The organism is Butyrivibrio sp. YAB3001 (assembly GCF_900112195.1).
GTDB lineage: Bacteria > Bacillota > Clostridia > Lachnospirales > Lachnospiraceae > Butyrivibrio.
On record NZ_FOKR01000005.1, the window covers coordinates 55196 to 81745 of the forward strand.

At 40.1% G+C, this 26550-nt stretch carries 22 protein-coding genes and 1 other RNA gene; 1 reads left to right on the forward strand and 22 read right to left on the reverse strand.

The annotated features are described in order from the left end of the window. Window positions 1–4: 4 nt before the first annotated feature. The 3 genes from BM086_RS07185 to tadA all read right to left on the reverse strand — a co-directional run bounded on the left by BM086_RS07185 (window position 5) and on the right by tadA (window position 4568). Window positions 5–2293: a hydratase gene (locus BM086_RS07185; protein WP_092325292.1), complete on the reverse strand. Its 2289-nt coding sequence runs from the start codon at window positions 2291–2293 to the stop codon at window positions 5–7. Between the two features lie 188 nt (window positions 2294–2481). Then, complete coding sequence (locus tag BM086_RS07190; protein WP_141107707.1) at window positions 2482–4023, reverse strand: DUF3502 domain-containing protein; 1542 nt, start codon at window positions 4021–4023, stop codon at window positions 2482–2484. Beyond that, the gene (tadA, locus tag BM086_RS07195; RefSeq protein ID WP_092325483.1) at window positions 4020–4568 is read right to left on the reverse strand and encodes a tRNA adenosine(34) deaminase TadA; all 549 of its coding nucleotides are present in this window, start codon (window positions 4566–4568) and stop codon (window positions 4020–4022) included. The genes BM086_RS07190 and tadA overlap by 4 nt, the downstream gene beginning before the upstream one ends. Window positions 4569–4793: 225 nt before the next feature. On the opposite strand from tadA, the gene ffs reads away from it, so the two are divergent. After that, an RNA gene (ffs, locus tag BM086_RS07200) (signal recognition particle sRNA small type) lies at window positions 4794–4893 on the forward strand. 48 nt (window positions 4894–4941) lie between these two features. Here ffs and BM086_RS07205 read toward each other — a convergent pair. From BM086_RS07205 to BM086_RS07295, 19 genes are all read right to left on the reverse strand, one after another. Next, window positions 4942–6027, reverse strand: coding sequence for a PucR family transcriptional regulator (locus BM086_RS07205; RefSeq protein WP_092325296.1), 1086 nt, complete (start codon window positions 6025–6027; stop codon window positions 4942–4944). A gap of 294 nt (window positions 6028–6321) precedes the next feature. Then, entirely contained in the window at window positions 6322–7431 is a 1110-nt protein-coding gene (locus BM086_RS07210; protein ID WP_092325298.1) for an ABC transporter ATP-binding protein, read from the reverse strand. Between the two features lie 200 nt (window positions 7432–7631). Beyond that, window positions 7632–9056 carry a GGDEF domain-containing protein gene (locus tag BM086_RS07215; RefSeq protein WP_092325300.1) on the reverse strand — a complete coding sequence of 475 codons (1425 nt, stop codon included), beginning with the start codon at window positions 9054–9056 and terminating at the stop codon, window positions 7632–7634. A gap of 17 nt (window positions 9057–9073) precedes the next feature. Continuing rightward, window positions 9074–9868 (reverse strand): YesL family protein, encoded by a 795-nt coding sequence (locus tag BM086_RS07220; protein WP_092325302.1) that lies wholly within the window; start codon window positions 9866–9868, stop codon window positions 9074–9076. Between the two features lie 58 nt (window positions 9869–9926). Then, on the reverse strand, window positions 9927–10436 hold the full coding sequence (locus BM086_RS07225; RefSeq protein ID WP_242952142.1) for a GNAT family N-acetyltransferase: 510 nt from the start codon (window positions 10434–10436) through the stop codon (window positions 9927–9929). After that, on the reverse strand, window positions 10420–11370 hold the full coding sequence (locus BM086_RS07230; RefSeq protein ID WP_092325304.1) for an alpha/beta fold hydrolase: 951 nt from the start codon (window positions 11368–11370) through the stop codon (window positions 10420–10422). Before BM086_RS07230 ends, BM086_RS07225 begins: the two co-directional genes overlap by 17 nt. Before the next feature lie 165 nt (window positions 11371–11535). After that, window positions 11536–13578, reverse strand: a complete 2043-nt coding sequence (metG, locus tag BM086_RS07235) for a methionine--tRNA ligase (protein WP_092325485.1) — start codon at window positions 13576–13578, stop codon at window positions 11536–11538. 113 nt (window positions 13579–13691) lie between these two features. Continuing rightward, window positions 13692–14567, reverse strand: coding sequence for a methionyl aminopeptidase (locus BM086_RS07240; RefSeq protein WP_092325306.1), 876 nt, complete (start codon window positions 14565–14567; stop codon window positions 13692–13694). Window positions 14568–14837: 270 nt separating this feature from the next. Next, window positions 14838–16385: a bifunctional metallophosphatase/5'-nucleotidase gene (locus BM086_RS07245; protein ID WP_092325308.1), complete on the reverse strand. Its 1548-nt coding sequence runs from the start codon at window positions 16383–16385 to the stop codon at window positions 14838–14840. 4 nt (window positions 16386–16389) lie between these two features. Then, a complete protein-coding gene (gene phnE, locus BM086_RS07250) occupies window positions 16390–17199 on the reverse strand; it encodes a phosphonate ABC transporter, permease protein PhnE (protein ID WP_092325310.1) in 810 nt (269 codons plus the stop codon). Window positions 17200–17213: 14 nt separating this feature from the next. After that, on the reverse strand, window positions 17214–18035 hold the full coding sequence (gene phnE / locus BM086_RS07255) for a phosphonate ABC transporter, permease protein PhnE (RefSeq protein WP_092325486.1): 822 nt from the start codon (window positions 18033–18035) through the stop codon (window positions 17214–17216). A gap of 5 nt (window positions 18036–18040) precedes the next feature. After that, window positions 18041–18814, reverse strand: coding sequence for a phosphonate ABC transporter ATP-binding protein (gene phnC / locus BM086_RS07260; RefSeq protein ID WP_092325312.1), 774 nt, complete (start codon window positions 18812–18814; stop codon window positions 18041–18043). Window positions 18815–18919: 105 nt separating this feature from the next. After that, window positions 18920–20032, reverse strand: coding sequence for a phosphate/phosphite/phosphonate ABC transporter substrate-binding protein (locus BM086_RS07265; protein WP_092325314.1), 1113 nt, complete (start codon window positions 20030–20032; stop codon window positions 18920–18922). A 186-nt stretch (window positions 20033–20218) separates the two neighbouring features. Beyond that, the gene (gene rpe / locus BM086_RS07270) at window positions 20219–20869 is read right to left on the reverse strand and encodes a ribulose-phosphate 3-epimerase (RefSeq protein WP_092325316.1); all 651 of its coding nucleotides are present in this window, start codon (window positions 20867–20869) and stop codon (window positions 20219–20221) included. Next, entirely contained in the window at window positions 20866–21807 is a 942-nt protein-coding gene (locus BM086_RS07275; RefSeq protein ID WP_092325318.1) for a transketolase family protein, read from the reverse strand. The genes rpe and BM086_RS07275 overlap by 4 nt, the downstream gene beginning before the upstream one ends. 69 nt (window positions 21808–21876) lie before the next feature. Continuing rightward, window positions 21877–22707, reverse strand: coding sequence for a transketolase (locus BM086_RS07280; RefSeq protein ID WP_092325320.1), 831 nt, complete (start codon window positions 22705–22707; stop codon window positions 21877–21879). 256 nt (window positions 22708–22963) lie between these two features. Continuing rightward, complete coding sequence (locus BM086_RS07285; protein WP_092325487.1) at window positions 22964–23659, reverse strand: L-ribulose-5-phosphate 4-epimerase; 696 nt, start codon at window positions 23657–23659, stop codon at window positions 22964–22966. A gap of 72 nt (window positions 23660–23731) precedes the next feature. Further along, the gene (locus BM086_RS07290; RefSeq protein ID WP_092325322.1) at window positions 23732–25327 is read right to left on the reverse strand and encodes a xylulokinase; all 1596 of its coding nucleotides are present in this window, start codon (window positions 25325–25327) and stop codon (window positions 23732–23734) included. Window positions 25328–25411: 84 nt separating this feature from the next. Beyond that, the gene (locus BM086_RS07295) at window positions 25412–26503 is read right to left on the reverse strand and encodes a GntR family transcriptional regulator (protein ID WP_092325324.1); all 1092 of its coding nucleotides are present in this window, start codon (window positions 26501–26503) and stop codon (window positions 25412–25414) included. Window positions 26504–26550: the final 47 nt, after the last annotated feature.

Genomic DNA, 26550 nt, shown 5'->3' on the forward strand with positions numbered 1-26550 from the left:
CACATTATTTTACGCGGTTATAGTTAATCAGACAACCATCAAGGATAATCTGTCTCTCATCATCTGTCAGATTACCAAGTTTCAGTTCAAACTCTTTAAGCCCATCACCGGAAACTGCATATGCCTTGATTATCTCAGCTTTATTCTTAACAGCTTCTCTGATACCAGGCAGGAAAAGATAATCTTTATTCTTAAACGGAAGTTCACCATCATCAATTATGAATGGAAGCATTCCCCAGTTGATAAGATTTGAACGATATCTCTTTGTAGCATATTCATTGGCAATATTTGCCCATCCGCCCAACACTTTCTGACATGAAGCTGCCTGCTCTCTCGCAGAACCATCTCCCGGCTTTACTGCAAAAATTGTAGAACCGATTCCTGTATTTTTGCCTGAAACATCAGGGAACTGCGCGCAAATAACCTTGATAGCCGCGGCTGTTTCTTCGCTTATCTCCTCTATAGGGGCATCCTCTCTTCTCTTAAGCTCCTGAGCATATACTTCCTTGGCCAGTCCCACATAAGCAGGATCTTTTCTGGAAAGAGTAAACTCTGCAAGTCCAAGAGGATTAGATCTGTAAGATGATGTCTCACCTGATGGTATAAGCTCATCTGTAGTTGTAACAGGGTCATGAATCTCTGAAACAACCTTGAGAAGCAGGTTATCAGTAAGCGCGATCATCTTAGGCCAGTCCTTGATATTGGGACCGAGCTGAAGTTCAACAGATGGATCAGCTTTTCCGTGAGAATCAAATACTCTGTTCTTATAAATCTCACTGTCAAAATGATATTTATATTTGTTAAACTCACCGTCAAATTCAGTAGCAGGAGTAAGCACGCCCTGATTTGCTGCCGTTGCTGCAATAGAACGGGCATCCATAAGGGCAACTGATGCAACCTGACCATTCTGAACCTTGGAACCTTCACGGTTAGGGAAGTTTCTGGTTGAGTGTCTGATACTGAATGCATTATTAGCAGGAGTATCACCTGCGCCAAAGCAAGGTCCGCAGAATGCTGTCTTCAAAATAGCTCCTGATTCAAGAATTGCAGCTGCCGCGCCATTCTTAACAACTTCCATGAAAATAGGAGTTGAAGCAGGATAAACACTAAGTGTAAATCTGTCATTTCCAATAAAGTGACCTTTAAGAATATCAGCCGCAGCACAGATATTTTCAAATCCGCCGCCCGCGCAGCCTGCGATGATTCCCTGATCAACATAGAACTTTCCGTTTCTAAGCTTATCCTTTAATGAAAACTCTACCTTATCTCCAAAGCTTACCTTTGCTCTCTTTTCCACATCAGCAAGAATATCTGCAGCATTTCTGTTCACTTCTGCTATTTCATAGACATTACTTGGGTGGAAAGGCATAGCTATCATAGGATTGATGGATGAAAGATCCACTTTTACAAGTCCGTCATAGTATGCTACTTTACCTGGCTTTAATTCTTTGTAATCTTCACTTCTTCCATGAATCTCGTAGAATTCTTTAATTTCTTCATCTGTCTGCCAGATTGATGAAAGGCAGGTTGTCTCTGTTGTCATAACATCGACACCAATTCTGAAGTCTGCGCTTAGATTCTTAACACCCGGTCCGACAAACTCCATAACCTTATTCTTTACATATCCGTCAGCAAATACTTTTCCAATTATCGCAAGCGCTACATCCTGAGGTCCTACGCCCTTCTTAGGCTCTCCTTCAAGATAAATAGCTACAACTCCCGGCATATCAACATCATAGGTCTGTCCAAGAAGCTGTTTTACAAGCTCAGGGCCGCCTTCACCAATTGCCATTGTTCCCAAAGCGCCATATCTTGTATGTGAGTCAGAACCAAGAATCATTCCACCACCTATTGCCATCATCTCTCTCGCAAACTGATGAATGACTGCCTGATGAGGTGGTACATAAACTCCGCCATATTTCTGTGCAGCAGTAAGTCCAAACATGTGGTCATCCTCGTTAATGGTTCCGCCTACTGCGCATAGAGAGTTGTGACAGTTAGTCAGGACATACGGAATAGGGAATCTCTCAAGACCTGATGCTCTTGCTGTCTGTATTATTCCAACGTAGGTAATATCATGTGAAGTCAGTTTATCAAACTTGACACATAGCTTATCCATGTTGCCTGATGTATTATGAGCTTTTAAAATACCATACGCTATTGTATTCTTTTTTGCTTCATCCCTAGAAGTGCCTGCTCCAATGCTATTAAGAGCTCCGTCTGCCTCAGGTCCATCCGGAATAAGATTGATTCCATCTACCAGAAAACATCCCTTATCATGTGTAGTTACCATCCAAAACCTCCTTCAATGACTGTGTTTTTTTACCTGCCAATACCTATAATTATGATGCAAAAGCCATAAGTGCTGTCACGGATTGTTTCTCTCAATTCGCTCTTTCACTTCCAAACCATAATTATACGTGTATACAATTATATAATCGCTATGATAACACATTTTTCCTATGGTTTGTAGTGAAAAAATTAATATGAATCCACAATGGTTTGAAGCTCAGCCATTATTTCTTCTATTCCTGCTTCCTTAAGCTCTTGCCTAAACTCCAAAACAATCTCCTCCGGATCAGAATCATATTTGCCATAGGAAATCTGAGGAATATATTCATCACATACTTCTATTACTTTGTTTAACTTTCTATTAATATCTTCCGATACGAAATTATAACCATCCCAAGGATAATCCTCCGCAACATGCTCATATTCATCCACGAGGTCATAGTATTCATCCCAGGAATATGTAGAATCCTGAATTTCAAGTTCATCCCTGCGGCCCCACCAGAAATTTGTCAGCATGCTATTGGCATTTTCATTGTATCCACTTGGTTTCTCTATCATCCCACTTGAATTGATCTCGTACTGAGTGCCCTGAATTCCATAACGTAAAAGTCTGTAACAATCAACATCATTCCTTATAACATCATAGACCATCAGCGCTTTCTCCGGATTTTTTGATCCCGAATATACTGCCATAGCACCATGTAAAATACTTGTTTTAAGTAAATTCCCGCACTCTTTCCCGAACCAGTAAAATCTTGCATCAGCCCCGGGTTGTTTCAGCTCCATTGTTGGTCTTATGGAAGTAAAATAATTCTGTGTATGATGTTGCTCTAATGCAGTATTTCCACTGTAAAACTCTTTCTGATTATTTCCCGCATCAGATAGCTTCTCTCTCCACGCCCCCATTTCGTCCCACTTTTTCATAAGTCTTGCAAATTCAACAAACTCTTCTCCCTCGTAATATGGTGAGACAATCTTTAGTTTGTCTTCAGCATAAGCTCCAAATAATCCATATATGCCAAGCTCATAAATAGGAACATATTTTTCTTTTGACATGATATAACCAAGAGCGACGATATTATCCGTTCCATCTGCATCCCAGGCAATTAACTCAGGCCTCTTTGTCGCAACATATTCTACATATTCTGATAGGTCTTCAAAGCTTTTTATATCACCAATTCCTGCTTCATCTGCTATGTCGCCACGGTACACAAAGCCATGATTTGTCCACTGAGTAAATTCATTCTCGGGAATAAAATAAATATTCCCATTATAGGAACATTTTTCCCATTGCTCATTGCTGACAGATGCATATGTCATAGGACAAAAAGTACTCAAAAGCTCTTTTGACATCGGATAAAAATTTCCTTTGAGAACATTGGGCCATCCATCAAGCCAGTCAGTTCCTGTTCCAATAAGGTCAAGAGAGGTTATTCCTTCATCCAGCACTCTGTTGTAATTGCTTAGATAATCATTCCATCCAACATAATATATATCCAACTGAGCGTTAACTTTCTTGATAAGAATCTTATTAAGTTCTTCAATCACTTTCTCTGTCTGGCCATTAACAGGCTTATCACCGATCGTCAGATAAGTGATCGTCGTAGGTTCTTCTCTGAAATCAATATCCCATTCTGAATATTCACTATAATGCTGCGGTTTACCACCTCCGCAGGCAGCTACCATGATTACTACACAAATAGTCGTTAGGACGGATATCAGCTTTTTCACGAAAGGTTCCCTTTCTGCTCCTTTTCAGCTTTGTTCCTGGCTCTAAGTTCAACAAAAAACTTCTTAAGTAAATCTCCGCACTCCTCTTGCAAAACTCCCTTTTTTACCATCACCTGATGATTAAACTGAGGGTTATTTAAAATATCCATTACAGATCCTGCACAGCCTGCTTTAGGATTCATGGCTGCCATGATAACCTCGGGTATCCTTGCCTGAACAATTGCCCCGGCACACATCTGACACGGCTCAAGTGTTACATAAAGCTTGCAGTCTTCAAGCCTCCAGTCGCCTATCACCTTGCCTGCTCTTTTTATTGCAGTTATCTCTGCATGTGCCAATGGCGTTTTATCTGTATTTCTTCTGTTATATCCTCTCCCAATTATTTTCCCGTCATGTACAATCACGCACCCGATTGGCACTTCCCCAATTTTATATGCCTTTTTCGCCTGCGCAATTGCAGCTTTCATATACTTAATATCAAGTAACTCCTCGTCTGTAAGTTCATTTAAAGCCTTTACTTTTGAGGTTCTTGGTTCTATATTCATCTTTCTTTCCATTCATTCATTTTTGTAAATCATTTTCCTGCAAAACACGTAGCACAGCGCACATTTTATGTATAAGCAATTTCTTTAGTATTACTTATTTAGCTATATACCTAATATTCCCTTGCAATAATTCAAAGAAACAAGTATTATATTACTACGGCTTTAAAATATGCCGTAAAAAATAACGGTTTTGTGAAGGGTGCATGTAGCAGTCCTTTTGTGTAGGCTCGGGTCTTATGCAATGGAAATCTGCGAACCGTGTCAGGTCGGGAACGAAGCAGCACTAAGTGGAATCTTCCATGTGTTGTAAGGTTGCCTGTTCTTACCAGGAGTAAACGTGCATGTATCCTTCTCAGAACCGTTTTTTTTATCTTTATCTGTTCTCCAAATACTTCATGTAGCTTATGACCATAAGCGCGATCTTAAATGTAAGCGCATCGTCAAAGTTTCTTACATCAAGCCCGGAACTCTTTTCCAACTTCTCAATTCTATAAACAAGTGTATTTCTATGTACAAATAATTGTCTTGAAGTCTCAGAAACATTAAGATTATTCTCAAAAAACTTATTTATGGTATTTAAAGTTTCTTCATCAAGATCATCCGGAACTTCCTTGTCACCAAATATCTCGTCTATGAAAATCTTGCAAAGGCTCTCGGGAAGCTGGTAAATAAGTCTTCCAATACCAAGGGTATTATAGGCATTTACTCTCTTTTCAGCGTAAAAGATCTTTCCTACTTCAAGCGCCATCTTTGCTTCCTTGAAGGATTTACTAAGATCCTTTAATTCATCAACAATTGTTCCATAAGAAACTCTGACATTAAGCATCGCCTCAGTATTCATCATATCAACGATTGTTGTGGCAATCTTATTTACTTCCTCATAGCTCTGGCTTCTTCCAAGGGCTTTGATCAGAATTACACTGTTTTCATCTACTGCAGTCACAAAGTCTCCCGAATGCTGACCATACATGCTTGATAGAAGTTCCTGTGCATAATTATCCTGAGAGTTCTGTGTTTCAACCAAAACTATTACTCTTGGCGCATTCACTTCAATTTTCAATTTACGCGCTCTGTTATATACATCAATAAGCAGCATATTGTCCAGCAAAAGATTCTGGAAGAAATTATTCCTGTCAAATCGTTCTTTATAAGCGATCACCAGATTCTGAATCTGGCTAACACCAATCTTTCCAACCATGTATGCATGTTCGCTGTCACCTTTGGCAAGCAGAACATATACCGGCTCGCCTTCATCCAGCACTTTAAAAAGATGTATATCGCCTATAACCTGTGAATCCACAGGTGAATTTGCAAAGCTTATAACAATTGATACATCAAGCAGATCCTTTTCAGTTGTTGATGCAACTGTCTCCCCTGTCAGGTCCATTACACAAAGATCAACCTTAGTAATGGCTCCAAGTTCCTCTATGCTTGTTCTTATTGTCTGAGCTGAAATCATTTATCTGTGCCTCTCTATTGAAAAAATATTATATCTTTATACAAAAATACTCCATCATTATTATATATCATAAATATTCTTGCGCAAAGGTGGTAGTGCGATGGCTTATTTATATTTAATGAATTACAGAACATAGAGTTTTGCCTGCAAAACTCTCGCGCCGAGTGCGGATGCTTTAGCATCACCTTCATTTCGCGCGAGTGCGCTTCCATAGCGGAGCGTTTTTTATTGAATAGGAATTTCCTATTCAATAAAAAAGGCCACGCATAAAGCGTGGCCCCAAAATCATATTTATTAGTTTGTGATTGTCTTCTCTGTCTCTTTATCGAAGATGTGAATCTTCTCAACATCGAATGCAAACTTAACCTTATCGCCAGGTCTAGCTGTTGTACGAGAATCAACTCTAGCTGTGATAGGGAAATCAGCAAGATCAAAGTACAGATAAACTTCTGCACCAAGAAGCTCGTAAACGTTGATTGTTGACTCGAATACAGCCTTAGATGTGCTAACAACCATCTCTGAATCATCAACATCTTCAGGTCTGATACCGAATGTAACCTTCTTACCAGCATAACCGCCTTCGATAACCTTCTTAGCCTTTGCAGGTGGAAGTTCGATAGACTGACCAGCAATCTTAAGGCAAGCCTTGTCTCCGCTAACTTCTACATCAGCATCAAGGAAGTTCATCTGAGGTGATCCCATGAATCCAGCAACAAAGAGGTTGCCTGGCTTGTCATAGAGGTTCTGAGGTGTATCAACCTGCTGAACAACACCATCCTTCATAACTACGATTCTTGTACCAAGAGTCATAGCCTCTGTCTGGTCATGTGTTACGTAGATGATTGTTGTGCCAAGTCTCTGGTGAAGCTTAGCGATCTCAGTTCTCATCTGTACACGGAGCTTAGCATCAAGGTTTGAAAGAGGTTCGTCCATAAGGAATACCTTAGGGTTACGAACGATAGCACGTCCCATAGCAACACGCTGTCTCTGACCACCTGAAAGAGCCTTAGGCTTACGATCAAGAAGCTTCTCAAGGTCAAGGATCTTAGCTGCTTCTCTAACCATCTTATCGATTTCCTGCTTTGGAACTTTTCTAAGCTTAAGTCCGAAAGCCATATTATCATAAACTGTCATATGAGGATACAGAGCGTAGTTCTGGAATACCATCGCGATATCTCTATCCTTAGGCTCAACGTCATTAACTACTCTGTCACCAATTTTAAGTGTACCTGAAGAAATATCCTCAAGTCCTGCAATCATACGAAGTGTTGTGGACTTTCCACATCCTGAAGGTCCTACGAAAATAATAAACTCTTTATCCTCGATATCAAGGTTGAAATCTTTAACAGCCTCGAAACCATTAGGATAAACTTTAGAAACATGCTGAAGTGATAAACTTGCCATACCTGAATTTTCCTCCTAATTTGCAAATACAATAAACGCTATAAAGAAGTATAGCTTTTCAATTGTTTATTATCTATTCACTATTTTCACAAAGATTTTAGCATTCATTAGCAAATCTGACTAAGTAGTCGCGCATTTTTCCACAATTCAAAAAAATTGACGAATATTCTCCATTATAGCTGTGCAACTTGTCTATTGTTTTATTTGTAAAAGACTATACTGTTCCTTCCGTCGCCTTTAGAAACCGCCAAAGCATCTCTTGCAGCAGACACAATTTCCTCGCCGCAGCCTCCATCTTTTGTAAAAATAGCTCTTCCTGCACTTACATTTACTTTTGTTCCAAACATCTTGTTGTCAGCCTTTATGTCATGCATAAACAGCTGTAACGCATCTGTTTGCTTTCTGATATCCTTCTCTTCTGAAATATCCCGCAGGAATATGAAGAACTCCCCATTTTTTCCTCTTCCAAGAAAATCAGAGCTTCTGTAATTCTTTGTCAGTTTTCCCGAGAATTCTTTTATCTGATTGTCCAGATCTTTGCTTAATGTATCATCTTTCCCTAAAATATCGATATTCAATGCAAAAAGGACTCCGCTATTTACTTCAGACAGTCTGGAATATTTATCTATAGCCAGGATAAACGCTTCTTCATTAAGAAGTCCTGTTTGTTCGTCAAATTCTGTTTCTTCCTTTTCCTTTTTGCCCAAAAACTTTGAAAGCATCCTTTCAACATAATGAGAAAGCAAAAGAATCAGGATATACAAACATATCGCTCCGAATAAAACTCCAACAAAAACCCTGTACCAAACCACATCTAATGCAGTCATTTCAGCTATTGTCTTATTCTCTATCAAAAGGACTGCCGCTCCATTTGTTACATCTGATGGCACCATGAGTACATAACCATATCCCGGCACTTCAGCAAAATATTTTTTTCTCTGTGAAATATTGAGTTTAATTGTATCTTTAGGCACAATTGCATCTGTATTTTCCCAGAAATTCGTGCCTTCATTATCTCCTGCTATAACTGTACCATTCAGTCCAATAAGTGCTGTCGTTATCCCGTTTTCAATTTGTGGAAAGATTCTCTCATGAAGATCAGGATAATAAACCGATGTAATAATAAAACCTTTCATACCATCTGCAAACCCAACATGATTTACAATAGCTATGCTGTGTGGTCTGAAATATCCTTCTTCACTGACCAGGACAAAGCCTTTTCCGCCTCTGCTATAATTATTCTTTACCTCTTCAAACATTGGTGTTCCTGAAAGTGAAATGCTATCGCCTTTTTCATTGTACCCCATGCCATTTTGGTCGCAGACAACTGCTGTTTGCGCATTTTCATATGAAACAGCATGTTTTAGCATCTTAACAATTTTATCCTTGTCTTCATCAAATCGCATTAACTCAAAAGAAACAGCCGCAGTATTATTACATACTTCGGCTGTTTTCACAGACAGATCAGCACTATACAGACTTCTAGTGACTTTCTCTGACAACATATTTATTGTTTGCATTACTGCATTTTTTTTAACAACACCGCCATAAATAAAGCAGGCTACGCCCACCATTACGCACAATGCTGCAATTGGAACCAACCATTTAAGATACGCCTTTTTCATAGGATACCTCTTTAATGTCAGTGTTCTTCGCCCTGTCCTTCCGGTGCAGATTCATCAATCTTCCTGATGGCTGCTTCTAATTCTTCTTCCTCAGTCATTTCTTCAACCTTGGGCTCAAAACGTTTAAATGTTCCATTATATAATAAAGCACAAAGAAATCCCGGTCCGGCAATTCCCATAAGGATGATTATCGGCATAGCCTTCATATCAAAGAAATAAAGAATAACCAGTGGAATAACTGAAACCAGCGCCATCAAAAATGTCTTAGGAAGTGCAAGCACTGCCATAAGCGCTGAATTCTTAAGTGTTCCGGGAACAGTATTAACAAATTTAGACAATAGCGGAAAAATATAAAGAGAAATCATAAAAAGAATGATCGCTATTGCAAAAACAAGATATACATATACTGCCGCGCTGTCTTTCATAAGCATGTAGTCCAATAAAAGAATTCCGCCAACCGCGAACTGAATTACCTGCAAAATAGCTCCCTGCTTGAAATTCTCTTTAAATGACTTAAAATAGGACTTTGTCACATAGCTATCTTCGTTACGAACAAGCTTAAGCAGTACAAAGTGCATTGCTGTAAGTGCAGGTCCCAAAGGTATAGAAAATACAATTCCTAAAAGCCATGCCCAGAAAATCAGGCCTACTGTAATCTGAAAATCCCCAAACAGAACAGGACTTAAAAAGAAAAGCTGTTCCAAAATAAGTGGTATTGCAAAAATCAAAGTAAGTATGTTGATCCACATTATGTCTGCAATCTTTGAAAGTGCCTGCATAAGTGGACTGTCGATGTCAAAAAATCTACCCATAAATCAAATATCCATCCCTTTTATAAACTTTTTCACTATTGTTTCATATCAGGCATTTTCAACTTTTTGTTTGCAGCATGTCACGTAATCTAAGTTCCATCGGAGTATATCTGATACCATCTGCTACAGTCTCAGGTCCCAAATCCTTAAATCCCCTCTTGTGATAAAACTCTCTGGCGTAAGGAGCGGAATTAACAGTTATTCTGTCAAGTCCCTCTTCTTCGGAAACATATTTGGACACATACTTAATAAGGGCACTTCCAACCCCGTTTCCGTGGTAGTTTTCATCAACAAACAAAAGAGAAATATGCTTTTTTTCCCTAAGCGTAAGCATTCCAACATATTTCTCTCTGTCCACAGCCACAAATAGCTGATAATGCCCAGCAATAAACATTTTCCGCAACATGTCATCATTGACAAAATTGTGGAAATTCTGTATTCCCTCCTGGGAATAGTCAGGAGCATCAAACTTGATGAAGGTCTTCCATGCAAGTTTCATTGCTCCATCCCAGTCAGAATGGTAAGCACATCTTACCATTATTTTTGATAAATCAACTTCTTGATACACGATTGGCCACTTCCAAAAGCCACTGATACTGCTCTTCAAAAATCTTTTCCCTGCCAATCTCCTGCTGAAGCTCATGTCTCATTCCATCATAAAGCTTAAGTTCAACATTCTTCATCTGCAACTGATTCTTGTAGATATCGTAGAGTTTCTCGGGTCCTTCACCGTAATTACCTACAGGATCTTCCTTTCCGGCTGTAATGAGTATTGGAAGATTCTTAGGAATGTCCTCCATCTTACCGACATCCTGAACTCTCTTAAGAAGCTCTGCCATTGTTGAAAAGCCGTTAAGAGTGAACACAAAATTATTAGCAGGATTAGCAATGTACTTATCTATGCTCTCTTCATTGTGAGACAACCAGTCAAATTTAGTCCTTGCATTAGGAATCTTCTTCAGATATCCCTTAAATGCCATGTTATTGATCATGTTAGATCGTGTCTTTGTTCCCAGGAACACCTGCATTGTACCAACAAGAGATGCCATCGATTTAATTGTACTTGCCGGCATAAATGCTGTGCCCTGAATGATTGCCCCCTGAATTCCGGTTCCGTAACGTGCAATATACTCCCTGGCAACAAAAGATCCAAAACTGTGTCCTAATATAAAAATCGGAACTCCGGGATACTCTTCCTGTACCATTTTCTTAAGCCTGTGAGCATCTCTTACAAGAACTGTCGCAGGGTCATCCTTGCAGAAAAATCCATATGTCCCGTTTGCTGACACTGATTTTCCATGTCCAAGATGATCATTTCCAGTTACAAGAAAACCCTTGCTTGCAAGAAAACGAGCATATTCATCGTAGCGGTCTATGAATTCCTGCATTCCGTGGATGATCTGAAGAATCGCTACAGGCTTCCCCTCCGGAATCCATTTAATTGCATGAATCATAGTTTCTCTGTCTCTTGATTTGTAAGTCAGTTCCTCTTTCCGTACCATTTGGAGTCCTCCCCATAGTTTGTTAGTTTATAATTATTATATACTAATTATCATATTTACGTACGTATTTTCACACTTCTTTAATAATTTAGAATCTTACTATACAATCAAAATAACCACTCAGTATGAAATAAACATACTGACTATTCTTTTTTTCTTATCAGATCAGCAAATCTCAGCTCCTGATGGCATTGGCTTTTCAGGTGTCATAAGAGCAAGATTTCCTTCAGCATCCTCAGCGCACAGAAGCATTCCTTCAGACATAACTCCTGCAAGTTTGGCAGGCTTAAGATTTACAAGAACCATTACCTTCTTACCAACCATTTCCTCTGGAGAATAGTACTTTCTGATACCTGAAACAATCTGCTTAACCTGACTTCCAATCTTAACCTTTGAGCAAAGAAGCTTCTTTGACTTCTCGACAGCTTCACAAGCGATAATTTCGCCTACCTGGAACTGCATTGTGCCAAACTGCTCATAGGAAATTTCTTCCTTTGCAGGAATATCGATTGGCTCCTGCTCAGAGTCAGCTTTCTCTTCCTTCTTAGGTGCCTTTGCGGGTGCAAGTCCTGCTTTAGCAAGATTTTCTGCTGCTATTCTCTGTGACTTTTCAAAATCAGCTTTCTGCTTCTTAGTGATCTCTGCTGCCTTTTCAAGAACATCCTTCAAATCCTTACGAGCAAAGAGCATCTCAGGTGTCTCAACAACTTTTGTGCCATTCTCGAGCACGCCAAAGTTTGAAAGGCTGTCAAATTCTCTTTCAGGAGAATTAAGCTGTTCTCTGATCTTCTGAGCTGTCTCAGGCATAAACGGATCAAGCAATGCAGCGCCAATAGAAATTGACTCAACAAGATTATAAAGAACTGTTGAAAGCCTGTCCTTCTTGCTCTCATCCTTGCCAAGTACCCATGGCTCAGTCTCATCAATATATTTATTGCATCTCTTGAAAAGAGCAAATATCTCTGTAAGAGCATCTGCTACTCTAAGGTCATTCATCTTAGCTTCAACCTTATCATAACATCCTGTAACAACAGCCTTGAGCTCGTCATCAACAGCTTCTTTTACGCCCTTATCCGCTACAACTCCGCCAAGATACTTGTTGCTCATGGCAATTGTACGGTTTACAAGATTTCCAAGAGTATTTGCAAGATCAGAATTAAATCTCTCTACCATGAGCTCCCAGGTGATAACACCATCATTATCAAATGGCATCTCATGAAGAACGAAATATCTTACAGGATCAACACCGAATAAGCTAACAAGGTCATCTGCATAAATAACATTTCCCTTGGACTTACTCATCTTCTCACCGCCCTGTAACAGCCATGGATGACCGAATACCTGCTTAGGAAGCGGTTCACCAAGAGCCATCAGGAAAATAGGCCAGTAGATTGTATGGAATCTGATGATATCTTTTCCGATAAGATGAAGGTCAGCAGGCCACCACTTCTTGTAATCCTCTGTACTGTTACCCTCAGCATCATAGCCAATACCTGTGATATAGTTTGTAAGCGCATCAAGCCATACATATACAACATGCTTGTCATCAAAATCTACAGGAATACCCCACTTAAATGACGTTCTTGAAACGCAAAGATCCTGAAGTCCGGGAAGAAGGAAGTTGTTCATCATCTCATTCTTTCTGGCAACAGGCTGAATAAATTCAGGATGTGTATTAATATGCTCAATAAGTCTGTCTGCATACTTGCTCATCTTGAAGAAATATGCCTCTTCCTCTGCAGGATGAACAGGTCCGCCACACTCAGGGCACTTTCCATCAACAAGCTGAGACTCTGTATAAAAGGCCTCACACTCTGTACAGTACATTCCCTTGTAAGAGCCCTTGTAAATGTCTCCCTGGTCGTAGAACTTCTTAAAAATCTTCTGAACCTGCTTAACATGATCATCATCAGTTGTTCTGATAAATCTGTCATATGATGTGTCCATGAGATTCCAAAGACCTTTAATTGTCTCAGAAACCTGATCTACAAATTCCTTAGGAGAAGCACATCCTGCTTCTATGGCTCTTGTCTCGATTTTCTGACCATGCTCATCTGAACCGGTCTGGAAATGAACATCAAAGCCATCCTTTCTCTTATATCTTGCGATTGCATCAGCCAGCACGATTTCGTAGCTGTTACCTATATGAGGCTTACCTGATGTATAGGCAATTGCAGTTGTAATGTAATATTTCCCTTTATTCTGCATATCCCCAAATCCTTTCTGTTTCATTATGTATTTGAAAAAACCGATCTGATCAATTTTTCCTTAATAGGCTTGCCGGAAAAACTTCTGACAATCCGTTAAATTGCGATAAATTATCACCAGCAAAGAAGCTCATAGCCGGTCTCAGTGACAAGCAGCTCTACTTCCCACTGTGCAGAAGGCTTCATGTCAGCAGTATATACTGTCCAATCATTTTCTTCATCGATAAATATCTCATCTCTTCCCATGTTGACCATAGGTTCGATTGTAAATACCATTCCCGGAACCATAAGCATTCCTGTGCCCGGTTTACTTACAAAGCTTACAAAAGGCTCTTCGTGGAAGGCATTTCCGCAGCCATGTCCACCAATTTCCTTAACTACAGTGTAGCCATTATCAAGCGCGTGCTGATGAACTGCATGTCCCATATCTCCAATCGGGGTCCACGGAATTACCGCCTTTAAACCTGCTTCAAGACATTCCTTTGTCACATCAACAAGTCTCTTTTTCTCCGGAGAAACATCACCAACACAAAACATTCGTGATGAATCAGAAAAATAGCCGTCAAGGATAGTCGAACAGTCAACGTTTATAATATCTCCATCCTTAAGGATAATATCCTCAGAAGGAATTCCATGGCATACCTGCTCATTTATCGAAGTGCAAACACTCTTAGGAAAACCTTCATATCCAAGATCTGCAGGAATACCTCCCATTTTCTTGGTTGTGTTAAAAACAATATCGTCTATCTCCTGGGTTGACATACCTGCATGGATCTTCTCGCCAATCTCATCAAGAACAGCCATATTTATGACTGCGCTCTTTTTGATTCCTTCAATATCCTTCTCTGTTTTAAAAAGAACTCTGTCAGGAATTATAAAGCCTTCATGCTCATAATGAATCAGCTTATCATCAAAAGCTGCATGACATGTCTTATACTTTTTCCCGCTTCCGCACCAGCAAGGATCATTTCTTTCTAATCTTTTATACATCTTTTTCCTTCTTCTATAACTATAAAATCCGACAAAATCTCAATATTAGTATGCCTTTTGCGCCTGTAAATGTCAATTATGCTCGACTTAATTCTCATAGGATACCGAATTTCCTCAGAAATACGGTATCCGTACTGGACTAGGCTTCACCTTTAGGTGAAGGCGTATCTGCCAAAGGCAGATTTCCGAACGATTTTTCCTTGTTATCGTTCGGAAAGTCATATATTCATGGATATATAATTCATGAATATATGAAAATAGCCTATTTGATCATTTAGCTGTAACAACTGAAAAGATGGAGTTCTTTATCTCTCCGACAGGACTGTGCTTTCTTATGTAATTTATAAGAAGGTCAGGCATTTCATCTGCATAGCTTCCAACGCTCTCACAATCCCCAATACACTGATATCCACCTGTTCCGGTAGCTCGATAATTACTTGTGACAAGAGTAAATGAAGCATCATCCAAAAGCTCTGTTCCGTCCATTTTACGAAGAACTACAACTCTGTCTCCGACAGGTCTTGTGAGGTCAAAAGAATACTCAAGTCCCGCATAATAATCATAGTTATAATGCTCAACTTTAGGCTGCAGGAAAATATTTGAAACCTTAACTTCACCTGTTTCCTGATCATAATCAAAATATTCAGCGCATCTCTCAAGAGCCTGCTTAAGCACTTTCTTAGTCACTTTCTTAACTTCAACTGTGTTTGCAAACTGGTAGATTCCAAGCACATCTCGAACTGTGATCTCTTTCTTTAGTCCAAGAGGATCATTAGCAAGGCTGGTGCACGAAAAATCAGCGCCTGTATAGTCAAGCTGAACCTGATTAAAGAGCGATGCAACCTTACTTCCATGTAAAGCTGTAGGAAGTTTCTCTTCGGGCGCAATCTCTTTTTCCAGACATCCGATAGGCTCATCAAGCCAGGTCTGAACTTTTTGAGATAATTCATCCATAAAAGCATGGTCTTTTGCCATTACATCGTATCTTTCATCCGGAGTATTAACAGTCTCAATTCTTGAAACAACCTGATATTCTGTTTTTCCAGACTTATCAGCATTCACTTCAAGATAGCAGTATTTCATTGCATTTGATGGTGGCTGTACCCCATAGGTTCCCTCTATAGTAAGTCCTTCAACTGTCATGTGCTGATGACCTGTAAGAAGGATATCAAAGCCCATCTCTCTCATTATTTTGCATGCCTGATTTTCTGCTGTTTCTGAAAGAAGCTTACCGGTCTTTAGATCTTCTTCAAATCCGCCATGATAAATGCATATAGTAATATCACATTTATCTTTAAGATATTCATATTGCTCCCTTAAAGCCTCAATAGGATCTGAGACAGTTATCTGAACAAGATGATCTTTTTGTTCCCAGACATTTACAAATCCGGTTACAGCTGCAGTAATTCCAACCTTTGTGCCATCCTCTAATGTGTGGATCACATTCTTTTTAATGTCCACTTTGCCGCCAAGATCATTTACGTTACAGCTTATAAGCTGAGCTTTCATATATTTGGCAAAATCCGCAATCGCATCATAGCCAAAGTTAAAATCATGGTTTCCAAGTGTGTAATAATCAAGTCCCATGGCATTAAAACCTTCAGCCATCGGATTAAAATCATAATCGTTTCTATGCTCCAGGTAATATGAAAGAAGCGGTGTTCCCTGAAGTGAATCGCCACCATCCAAAACCAGTGTATTTCCGTCCTTCTCTATCTGTGAAGCAATGCAAAAAAGCCCCGAATTCTCAGGGCAGTTTTTTGCATAGTTAATTGGATAAAGATGACCGTGTGTGTCAGAAGTAAAAATAATTCTCATTTCATTATCCTCTTGTTAATTTAACTCGTATTTTAGTTGATATGTACTCCATTATCAAAATCAGTATTATAAGTCCGGCAAGGATAGCTCCCGCTTCATTCCAGCGATAAGCATTCATTGCAAAGATAAGCGGAGCACCAAATCCTCCTGCTCCAACCATTCCAAGGATTGTAGCATCACGAAGATTGATATCAAATCTATAGATAGCTGTCGAAGCAAAGTTTGGCATAAGCTGCGGCAAAATACCAAACCTTATCTTTTCCCAGGTATTGCAGCCAAGCGCATCCAAAGATTCAAGTACATGAGTGTCAAGATCCTCGATCGCCTCGATATACATCTTACTTATCATTCCCACAGAACATACACCCATAGTAAGAAGTCCTGCAAATGCTCCCGGTCCGGTAACTCTTATAAACATAAGTCCATAAACAAAAGCTGGTATTGTACGAACAGCCATGATCAGGATTCTTCCCAAAAATGCAATTGGCTTTGGTGTTAAATTTGACGCTGATATAAAAGCCAAAGGAACAGAGATTATAGCTCCAACAATTGTTCCTAAAAATGCAATGCAGACTGTTTCAAGCATCAGATATGGAACACCTGATTTTGTAAGGTTAAAAAGAAATTTAAGGTCAGGTGTAAAAATTCCTTTTAACACATTGAGAGCAATCTGTCCACCACCATTTGTTGCACCGCTTGTTTCTACTGCGCTTGCGCTCCAGATTAAAAGAGCCACAACTATTATCGCAAGTACCATGTTATACACCCAGTTCTTGGGGCGTTTTTCATAAGCTTCTTCAATTCTCTTATTCATCACAAATCCCCCTGTCAAACCAGTTTTTTACGGAAATATCTGCTTATTGATTCAATAATGAATACAGTAATAAACAGAGCAATAAGTATCATTCCAACTGCAGGATAATCACGCCATCCTATTCTTTCGTTAAGAATAAGACCGATACCACCTGCACCTACATATCCCAAAACAGCAGCATATCTAACATTTCCTTCAAAGTTGAAAAGGCAGTTTGAAAGGAAAAATGGAAGTACCTGAGGTATTATTGATGAAATGAATGCTCTTGACTTAGTTGCTCCCATGGCTTCCATCGCTTCAAATGCACCCATATCTACAGTCTCAATCTCCTCATATGTAAGCTTACCAATATATGCAAAAGAAAAAACTGCAATCGCAATTGTTCCCGCAAGTGTTCCAAGACCGAATATAAGTGTAGCAACAAGCGCTGTAACAATGGTTGGCAATGTTCTGATAAGACTGAACAAAAATCTTACTACTGTAACAACAACCTTGTTAGGGCAGACATTTGTGCTTGCAAGCATTGCAAAAGGCACAGATAATAAAGATCCTATAAGTGAGCCCAAAAGAGACATCTTTATGGTATCAAAAAGTGGTTTCCATACTGCGCTTAAATATTCTGTCTTTGGTGGAAACATCTGTCCCAGGATTACAAAGAACTGACCAATACGTGTAACAAGGATGTTCATATCAAATCCGGTTATCTTAACAGACAACACGCACATGAATATTATGACTATTGCTGCGATTGGTGCCCTTGAAGCCTTCTTCTCAACGCTTTTTCCATTATCCAGGGTATATACTTTAGGTTTAAATATTTTGTCATACAAACTCATATTTATCACCCCGCTTCTTCCTTAACGTTTCCTTCACTATCAACCTGTCCCTTGTATATAAGTGAAAGAATCTCACCGTTAACTTCGCTCGAAGGTCCGTCATAAACAATCTCACCTTCTCTGATTCCGATAACTCTTGTTGCATATTTAAGAGCTAGATCAACATGATGGATATTGATAAGGACTGAGATCTTCATATCTTCATTGATTCTCTTAAAGTCATCCATAACCTGTTTTGCAGTAACAGGATCAAGCGCTGCAACAGGTTCATCTGCAAGTATGATATGAGGATTCTGAGCAAGTGTTCTTGCAAGAGCAACTCTCTGCTGCTGACCACCTGATAACTGATCTGCTCTTACAAAGGCCTTATCAAGAATACCAACTTTATCGAGGCACTCTAGTGCCTTCATCTTTTCTTCCCTGGTATATATGCCAAATGTTGATCTAAACCATGGCATGTCAGGAACAAATGCAGTCAGAACATTTTTGATAACAGTTGTTCTTGTTATCAGATTGAAAGACTGGAAAATCATACCGATATTTCTTCTGAATTTTCTAAGCTGTTTTCCAGACAGACTCATGACATCAACACCATCCACGTTGAGAGTTCCGCTAGTAACATCGTGCATTCTGTTTATGGTACGAATCAGTGTGGATTTGCCAGCGCCTGAAAGTCCGATAATTGCAACGAACTCCCCTTGTTCAATCGAAAGATTTATATGCTTTAATCCTTCAAAGCCATTGGGGTACTTTTTTCCTACGTCTTCAAACTTGATCATCTTTCTTCTCCTTAATATAAAAATCGGCTTTTAAAAATAGGGAAGACATTATAAAAATATCTTCCCCATAAAAATACTATATTATCTCAATAATCACCAATAAAATTACTGCATTGACATAATAAGTTCCTGAGCAGCTCTCTCAGAATCATAGTCCTCAGACTTAGCTTCAACATATCCGTTGTGGCTGTAGATAGAAATTACTTCCTTACCAGCCTCTGTGTTTCCAATGTTGATAAATGCCTGTGTAAGTGCAGCCTTAAGATTCTCATCCATGATAGGTGATGTCTTGCTTACGCTGATAGTGTCATTGTAAATACCATCTGTTACACCGATAACGTTTGTCTCATCCCAGATGCTTGCTTCTCTGCCGTACTCAGAATTCCACTTTTCTTCCTGGTCACGTCTTGCATCAGCATATGTTACAAGTACGTCAACCTGTCCTGAAGCAAGTCTTGCAAATGCTGTACCATAGTTATCTGAAAGTGATGTATGAGCAAGGTCTGTGAGGTGCTTGTCATACTTGTTCTGAAGCCAGAGTGAAGGATATACATATCCTGCAGGTGATGAAGAACTCATAACGCTCCAGTTAAGACCGTTTAAATCATCCCATGTAAGCTCTTCGCCATTGTTTACCTTATCTGCTACTGCCTGACCTGCTTCTGAAGGACCTGCAATAATAAGTGCACGATAGAATGTAACCTGTGTATCTACAGGACCTGTAGGCTTCTGATCGTTCCAAGTCTTAGCATCATCGCTCTCGATTGAAAGACCGTTTCTTGTTGCTGTAAGGATTACATCACATCCGTCATCATAAAGAACATATGTTGAACCAGGAATAAGTCCGATATCGATTGTACCAGCTGAAAGTCCTTCTCCAACTGCCTCAAAGCTTGTTCCAACTGTGATATCAACCTCACCAACCTCATAACCAAGGCCAGCAAGTTCTGTTGTAAGAAGCTCTTTAAGTGGTTCAGTTGCTGTAACGATCTCATCTGGTTCACGTGAAGGAACAAAACCAATTGTAAGCTTATCAAGCTTAACTGTCTCTGCAGGTGCCTCAGCGTTTTCTGTAGTCTCTGCAGTTTCTGTTGTAGCAACTGATGCGTCCTGTGTAGAAGCTTCTGTGCTAGTTTCTGTTGATGCATTGCTTCCGCATCCTGCAAGCATTGCCATTGTGGAAATACCTGCGATCATCATTGCGAAAAATCTCTTCATAATTTCCTCCTGCCAAAATTGGCTTTTACATAAAGATTAAAACCAAGCAAAAAGCTCACGTGAATTACACATGAGCTTCTCACTTATTTCACGACGCAAGTATAAGTTATTACTTCCGTTTTGTCAATTAAAAAAAATCAAGAGATGCAGCATAAAATACATCAAGAAATACAATTCAAATATTCCTTAAAATTTTTCCAAAAAGCCTTTTACATTCTCAGTAAGGTTTCCCTTAAACACACCAGAGCCAGAAACTATGACATTAGCGCCAGCTTCCAGAATCTCACTGACATTTTCTATGTATATTCCACCATCAACTTCAATGTCAGTGCCAAGATTTCTTTCATTCAAAAATGTCCTGAGCTTTCTGACACGGCCAACACTTTCAGGTATGAATTTCTGACCGCCAAATCCAGGTTCAACTGTCATGATAAGAATCATTTCAACTTTATCAAGATATGGCAAAAGAGTTTCAACTTCTGTACCGGGCTTTATTGATATTCCGGCTTTTTTCCCATGAGAATGGATTCTGTCTATCACTTCCTGCGCATTATCTGTGGCCTCAAGGTGAAATGTTATCATATCCGCGCCTGACTCCACAAAATCGTCGATGTACCTGACAGGGTCCTTTATCATAAGGTGCACATCAAAAACTTTTTTGGTAACTTTTCTTATACTCTTAATAACCGGCATACCATAGGAAATGGATGGCACAAATATGCCATCCATTACATCTATATGAATATACTCAGCTCCCGCTTCATCAATTTCTCTTATCTGCTCTCCTAAAATGGCGAAATCAGCAGAAAGAATTGAAGGACTTAAAATATTCATTATTTCAAAAATTCCTTTACTGATGCATAAACACCATCACCATCAAGACCATACTTCTTAACAAGTGCAGCAGCTGATCCTGACTCACCAAATCTATCCTGCATACCGATCTTCTTAACAACTGTTGGGCATTCCTCTGAAAGAACGTCACAAACAGCGCTTCCAAGACCACCGATTACAGAATGCTCTTCAACTGTTACAACTTTGCCTGTCTTCTTAGCTGTTGCAACTACAAGCTCTCTGTCGATAGGCTTGATTGTGCAGATGTTAACAACTTCTGCGCTGATTCCGTCTGCAGCAAGCTTCTCTGCAGCTTCAAGAGCAGCACCAACACCGATACCTGTTGCAATGATACTTACATCTGTACCTTCTCTGAGAAGTGTTCCCTTGCCAAGCTCAAACTTGTAATCAGGTCTGTCATTAACTACAGGGCAAGCTGCACGTCCAAAACGGATGTAAACAGGGCCTTCATGCTCTGCTGCAGCTCTTACGCAAGCTCTTGCCTCGATGTCATCTGCAGGGCACATAACAACCATTCCAGGGATTGTGCGCATAAGAGCAAGATCTTCGTTACACTGGTGGCTGGCACCATCTTCACCTACAGTGATACCTGCATGTGTTCCACCAATCTTAACGTTAAGATGTGGATATCCGATAGAGTTACGAACCTGCTCGAAAGCACGTCCTGTTGCAAACATAGCAAATGTGCTTACAAAAGGAATCTTACCAGTTGTAGCAAGACCTGCTGCGATACCCATCATGTTACATTCAGCAATACCGCAATCGATGTGACGATCAGGGAATTCCTTCTTAAACCAACCTGTTCTTGTTGCTGCTGCAAGGTCTGCATCAAGTACAACTACCTTGTCATTAACCTTTGCAAGCTCTATAAGTTCTTTACCATAACTATCTCTGGTAGCAATTTTCTTTACTTCGCTCATTCTAACCTCCAAATATTTTCATTGAATTTCCTAACGGAAATTCATCTGATCGATGCCAAACAATCCGTGTCAGGCAAGTGCCTCACCAATCTTGTTAAGATCATCCATAGCCTTTGCGTATTCTTCATCGTTAGGTGCTACACCATGCCATGAAACCTGGCCTTCCATGAAGGAAACGCCCTTACCCTTTAAGCTGTGTGCAATGATTGCTGTAGGCTGTCCCTTTGTCTCTCTAGCTTCCTTAAATGCAGCTCTGAGAGCATCAAAATCATGAGCATCAACGTTAATTACGTGGAAGTTGAATGCTTCAAACTTCTTATCGATAGGATAAGGTGAGCAAACCTGATCAATAGGTCCGTCAATCTGAAGTCCGTTGTTATCAACAATAACAACAAGGTTATCAAGCTTACGGAATCCTGCAAACATAGCAGCCTCCCAAACCTGTCCTTCTTCAATCTCACCGTCACCAAGGAGTGTATATGTTCTGTAATCTTTATTATCAAGCTTTGCAGAAAGAGCCATACCACAAGCAACTGAGATTCCCTGTCCAAGAGATCCGCTGCTCATGTCAAGACCTGGAAGATACTGCATACTTGGATGTCCCTGAAGTCTTGAACCAAGTTTACGAAGTGTTGTAAGCTCCTCAACAGGGAAATATCCCTTCTGAGCCATAACTGAGTAAAGACCCGGTGCAGTATGTCCCTTAGAAAGAACAAAACGATCACGATCAGGATTCTTAGGATCCTTAGGATCTACATTCATCTCCTCAAAATATAAGTATGTGTAGATATCTGCTGCTGACAGTGATCCGCCCGGGTGTCCGGCACCTGCTGCGTGAACCGCTGTAACAATGCCCTTGCGGACTTCGTTTGCAATCTTCTGCAATTCTTTGTTTGTCATAATTCCTCCACTTCTTTTGCCAATGTTATGCTATATGTGAAATCATCAATTGAAGTATATCCACTATGCAAGTCATATTTCACAAATTCACCGCAATACAATGGAAACTTTTAATTTATCCATTTATATATACCGTTCAGCACAAAAGTTTCATTCTGCTAACCGATATACCATCATGATAATGCATATAAAATGTAACATAACTAAAATCTATCGTCTATCGCATATTTTGCCTAAGTCTTACTATTTTATGCTATTACTTTTGTCCATAATATGCATTAGCGCCGTGTTTACGATAGTAGTGCTTATCCTGTAATTCCTGTGGTGCAGGCTGAACTCTTGGATTGATAACTTCACATCTGTAAGCCATCTTTGCAACTTCTTCTGTAACTACTGCGTTGTGTACTGCTTCATGCGCATCTTTTCCCCATGAAAAAACGCCGTGATTCTTGCAAAGAACTGCCGGAACAGCTACAGGATCTTTGCCCATACGCTCAAATTCGTTAACGATAAGATGTCCGGTATTTTCTTCGTATGCATCCTCTATCTCGTCCTTTGTAAGGCATCTTACGCAGGGAATATCGCCATAGAAATAATCTGCGTGAGTTGTTCCATAGCAAGGAATGCTTCTTCCTGCCTGTGCCCAGCTGGTTGCATAGGATGAATGTGTATGAACTACACCGCCTACCTCTTTGAAAGCCTTATAGATTTCCACGTGAGTCGGAGTATCTGATGAAGGATTAAGCTTTCCCTCAACCTTATTTCCGTTAAGATCCATGACAACCATGTCATCAGGAGTCATAGTCTCATAATCAACACCACTTGGCTTAATTACAAAAAGGCCGCTCTCTCTGTCAATCGCGCTGACATTTCCCCATGTAAAGGTTACAAGACCATACTTGGGTAAAAGAATATTTGCTTCATATACTTTTTTCTTTAATTCTTCTAACATTTTTCTTCCCCTTTTTGTCATATCAAAAGCTTTCCTGAGACCATATGAGCCCAGGAAAGCCATTTTTATCAATTATTTAAGTGAATCCACTGCAGCTCTTTCAATTGCAAGACCTGCGTTGTAATCCTTCATAAACTCATCGAAGCCTTCTGCATCCTCTTTTAAAGGCTCAAAAGTCTCTACCTTACCGGAAACAAATACCTTCTCGTTAAGGAACTTCTCAAGTGTCTCACCCTCTGACTTCTGAAGCATGAAACCTGCAAGAATTGCCTGTCCCCAAGGGCCGCCTTCTCCTGCTGTCTCCATGAGCTTTATAGGTGTGTTGAGGGCTGCTGCCATTACTCTGTCACCAACACCGCGAATCTTGAAGAATCCGCCCTGTCCAAAGAAGAAGTCTGCCTTTACGTTCTCTTCTTTCATAAGGATATCATTACCTGCCTTAAGTGCTCCAAGTGCTGTGTAAAGATGTGTTCTCATGAAGTTTGAAAGATTAAACTTATCATCAGGTCTTCTTACGAACAAAGGTCTTCCTTCGTTGAAGCCTGTAATGCTCTCGCCCGAGAAATAGTTATAAGCAAGAAGTCCGCCGCAATCAGCATCACCTTCCATTGCTTTGCGATAAAGTGTTCCATAAAGAGTATCATCGTCGATATCCTGACCGATAGCTCCTGCGAACTCTCTGAAAAGTCCAACCCATGCATTAAGATCAGATGTGCAGTTGTTGCAGTGAACCATGGCAACCTGCTCTCCGCTAGGTGTTGTAACAAGATCAAGCTCAGGATATGCCTTTGAAAGATCATGCTCAAGAACAACCATTGAGAATACACTTGTTCCTGCTGAGATATTACCTGTTCTTACGCCAACTGAGTTTGTAGCAACCATACCTGTTCCTGCATCGCCTTCAGGAGGACAAACAGGGATTCCTGCCTGCAGTGTTCCTGTAGGATCAAGTTTTTTTGCACCCTCTTCTGTAAGAGTGCCAGCTGCTGCGCCTGCAGGTAGTGACTTTGGAAGAATTTCACGAAGCTTAAAAGAAAAGCCTTTCTCTGCGATAAGTTCATCAAACTGTCCAACCATCTTCTCGTTGTAATCACATGTTGCAGAATCAATAGGGAACATTCCTGATGCATCACCTACGCCAAGAACCTTCTCACCAGTGAGCTGCCAGTGAATGTAACCTGCAAGTGTTGTAAAGAAATCAACTTTTCCTACATGCTCTTCGCCATTTAACATTGCCTGATATAAATGAGCAATGCTCCAACGCTGTGGAATGTGATATCTAAAAAGCTCTGTAAGCTTTTCTGAAGCCTCTTCAGTAATAGTATTTCTCCAGGTACGGAAAGGAACAAGAAGCTCTCCTGCCTTATCAAAAGCCATATAGCCATGCATCATAGCTGAAAATCCCATAGCTCCAACCTTTGTAAGCTTCTCGCCATACTGCTTTTCAACATCCTGTGCAAGCTTTGCATAACAATCCTGAAGTCCGCCCCAGATATCCTCAAGTGTATATGTCCAGATTCCATCATCAAGTCTGTTCTCCCAGGCATGTGAACCTGATGCAATCGGATTATACTCATAATCCGTAAGAACAGCCTTTATTCTTGTAGAACCAAACTCGATGCCAAGAAGCGTCTTCCCCTCTGCGATTAAACTTTTTACGTCACCCATTTTGTCTCTCCTTTATCTGTAAAATTTACTATTGAAACCAAGTTGTATATAAAACTACCTGAAATCCTCCATGTGACAAATCTGTCAATTATTCTTTCCTGACAGTTCTTGGATTGAATCCCTGATTATCACATCTTCTTCAAATTCATATGTGGCATTACAGAACTTACCGGAACTGTGTATAAGCCTTATCATGTTCTGAGCCGCCTTATTTCCGAGCCTTGCCTTAGGATGTGGAATGGAAGAGATCGTAACTCCGGAAACTCCTATCTTTGCCAAATCGGAATCATCCATGCCAATAACCGACATTTCTTCAGGAAGTTTCATCCCATCCTCGATCAGAACCTGCATCAGCATTCCTGCCACCTGATCGTTATAACAAAAGACCGCGCTGCACCCCTTTAGTCTCTCTTTGACTCTGACGAGACTTCTTTTCCCATCCTTGATATCTATCGTATCTATCCAGTTCACATGGTCATAGGTAAAAGAAAGTCCGCATTCCGTCATTGCCCTTAAATATCCACGATACCGCTCTCTCCCCTGCCCGTCATCGAGCTTAAGTACACATCCAATGTTCCTGTGCCCCGCATCCGCCAAAGCCTTAACCGCTCTGTAGGCACACTCCTCATCATTTATAGATACGTGAGGAAGATCAAGCTCAGGATAATAGCTATTAATGAAAAGAACTTTAATCCCCTTATCAATCAGCTTATGGTAAAGCTGTATGTTGGGATTTGGAAGAGCGCTTTTCACCGGTTCCATGATAACCCCTGCAACATCATTTCTCTCGATAAGATCCTCTAAAATCTGCTTTTCTTTACCCGTAGTATTGTTGGTAAAAGATAATTGCATCGAGTATCCCTTTGAGCTAAGGCTACTCTCGATACCTCTTATAGTACTTGGAAAAATATAATCATCCAGATACGTTGTAACCACCGCTACCACAGATTTATTGCTTCCGTCTGCCCTCTGATCGGCAACATACGTCCCGCTTCCTCTGCGGCTTTCCAAAAGTCCATCCTCAGAAAGCTTGGAAATTGCATGCCTCACTGTCTGCCTGCTTAGCCCAAACTTTTCACACAGGATATTTTCTGAAGGAATTTTCTCACCGGGACTAAGCTTGCCCTCATCTATATTCTTGTTTATCCAATCAATAATTGTTTGATATTTAGCCACCTTCTAACACCCAAAGAAAAGTTGTATTATTTTCATAAGTTGTACTG

Bases quoted from the DNA above. Each gene is read 5' to 3' on its own strand.
- BM086_RS07215 (WP_092325300.1), bottom strand. From the start codon at position 9,056: ATGAAAAAGGCGTATCTTAAATGGTTGGTTCCAATTGCAGCATTGTGC.
- phnE (WP_092325486.1), bottom strand. From the start codon at position 18,035: ATGAGTTTGTATGACAAAATATTTAAACCTAAAGTATATACCCTGGAT.
- tadA (WP_092325483.1), bottom strand. From the start codon at position 4,568: ATGAATATAGAACCAAGAACCTCAAAAGTAAAGGCTTTAAATGAACTT.
- BM086_RS07220 (WP_092325302.1), bottom strand. From the start codon at position 9,868: ATGGGTAGATTTTTTGACATCGACAGTCCACTTATGCAGGCACTTTCA.
- BM086_RS07240 (WP_092325306.1), bottom strand. From the start codon at position 14,567: ATGTATAAAAGATTAGAAAGAAATGATCCTTGCTGGTGCGGAAGCGGG.
- BM086_RS07185 (WP_092325292.1), bottom strand. From the start codon at position 2,293: ATGGTAACTACACATGATAAGGGATGTTTTCTGGTAGATGGAATCAAT.
- BM086_RS07210 (WP_092325298.1), bottom strand. From the start codon at position 7,431: ATGGCAAGTTTATCACTTCAGCATGTTTCTAAAGTTTATCCTAATGGT.
- metG (WP_092325485.1), bottom strand. From the start codon at position 13,578: ATGCAGAATAAAGGGAAATATTACATTACAACTGCAATTGCCTATACA.
- BM086_RS07280 (WP_092325320.1), bottom strand. From the start codon at position 22,707: ATGACAAACAAAGAATTGCAGAAGATTGCAAACGAAGTCCGCAAGGGC.
- BM086_RS07205 (WP_092325296.1), bottom strand. From the start codon at position 6,027: ATGATTTCAGCTCAGACAATAAGAACAAGCATAGAGGAACTTGGAGCC.
- BM086_RS07230 (WP_092325304.1), bottom strand. From the start codon at position 11,370: ATGGTACGGAAAGAGGAACTGACTTACAAATCAAGAGACAGAGAAACT.
- BM086_RS07265 (WP_092325314.1), bottom strand. From the start codon at position 20,032: ATGAAGAGATTTTTCGCAATGATGATCGCAGGTATTTCCACAATGGCA.
- BM086_RS07275 (WP_092325318.1), bottom strand. From the start codon at position 21,807: ATGAGCGAAGTAAAGAAAATTGCTACCAGAGATAGTTATGGTAAAGAA.
- BM086_RS07290 (WP_092325322.1), bottom strand. From the start codon at position 25,327: ATGGGTGACGTAAAAAGTTTAATCGCAGAGGGGAAGACGCTTCTTGGC.
- phnC (WP_092325312.1), bottom strand. From the start codon at position 18,814: ATGATCAAGTTTGAAGACGTAGGAAAAAAGTACCCCAATGGCTTTGAA.
- phnE (WP_092325310.1), bottom strand. From the start codon at position 17,199: ATGAATAAGAGAATTGAAGAAGCTTATGAAAAACGCCCCAAGAACTGG.
- BM086_RS07285 (WP_092325487.1), bottom strand. From the start codon at position 23,659: ATGTTAGAAGAATTAAAGAAAAAAGTATATGAAGCAAATATTCTTTTA.
- BM086_RS07245 (WP_092325308.1), bottom strand. From the start codon at position 16,385: ATGAGAATTATTTTTACTTCTGACACACACGGTCATCTTTATCCAATT.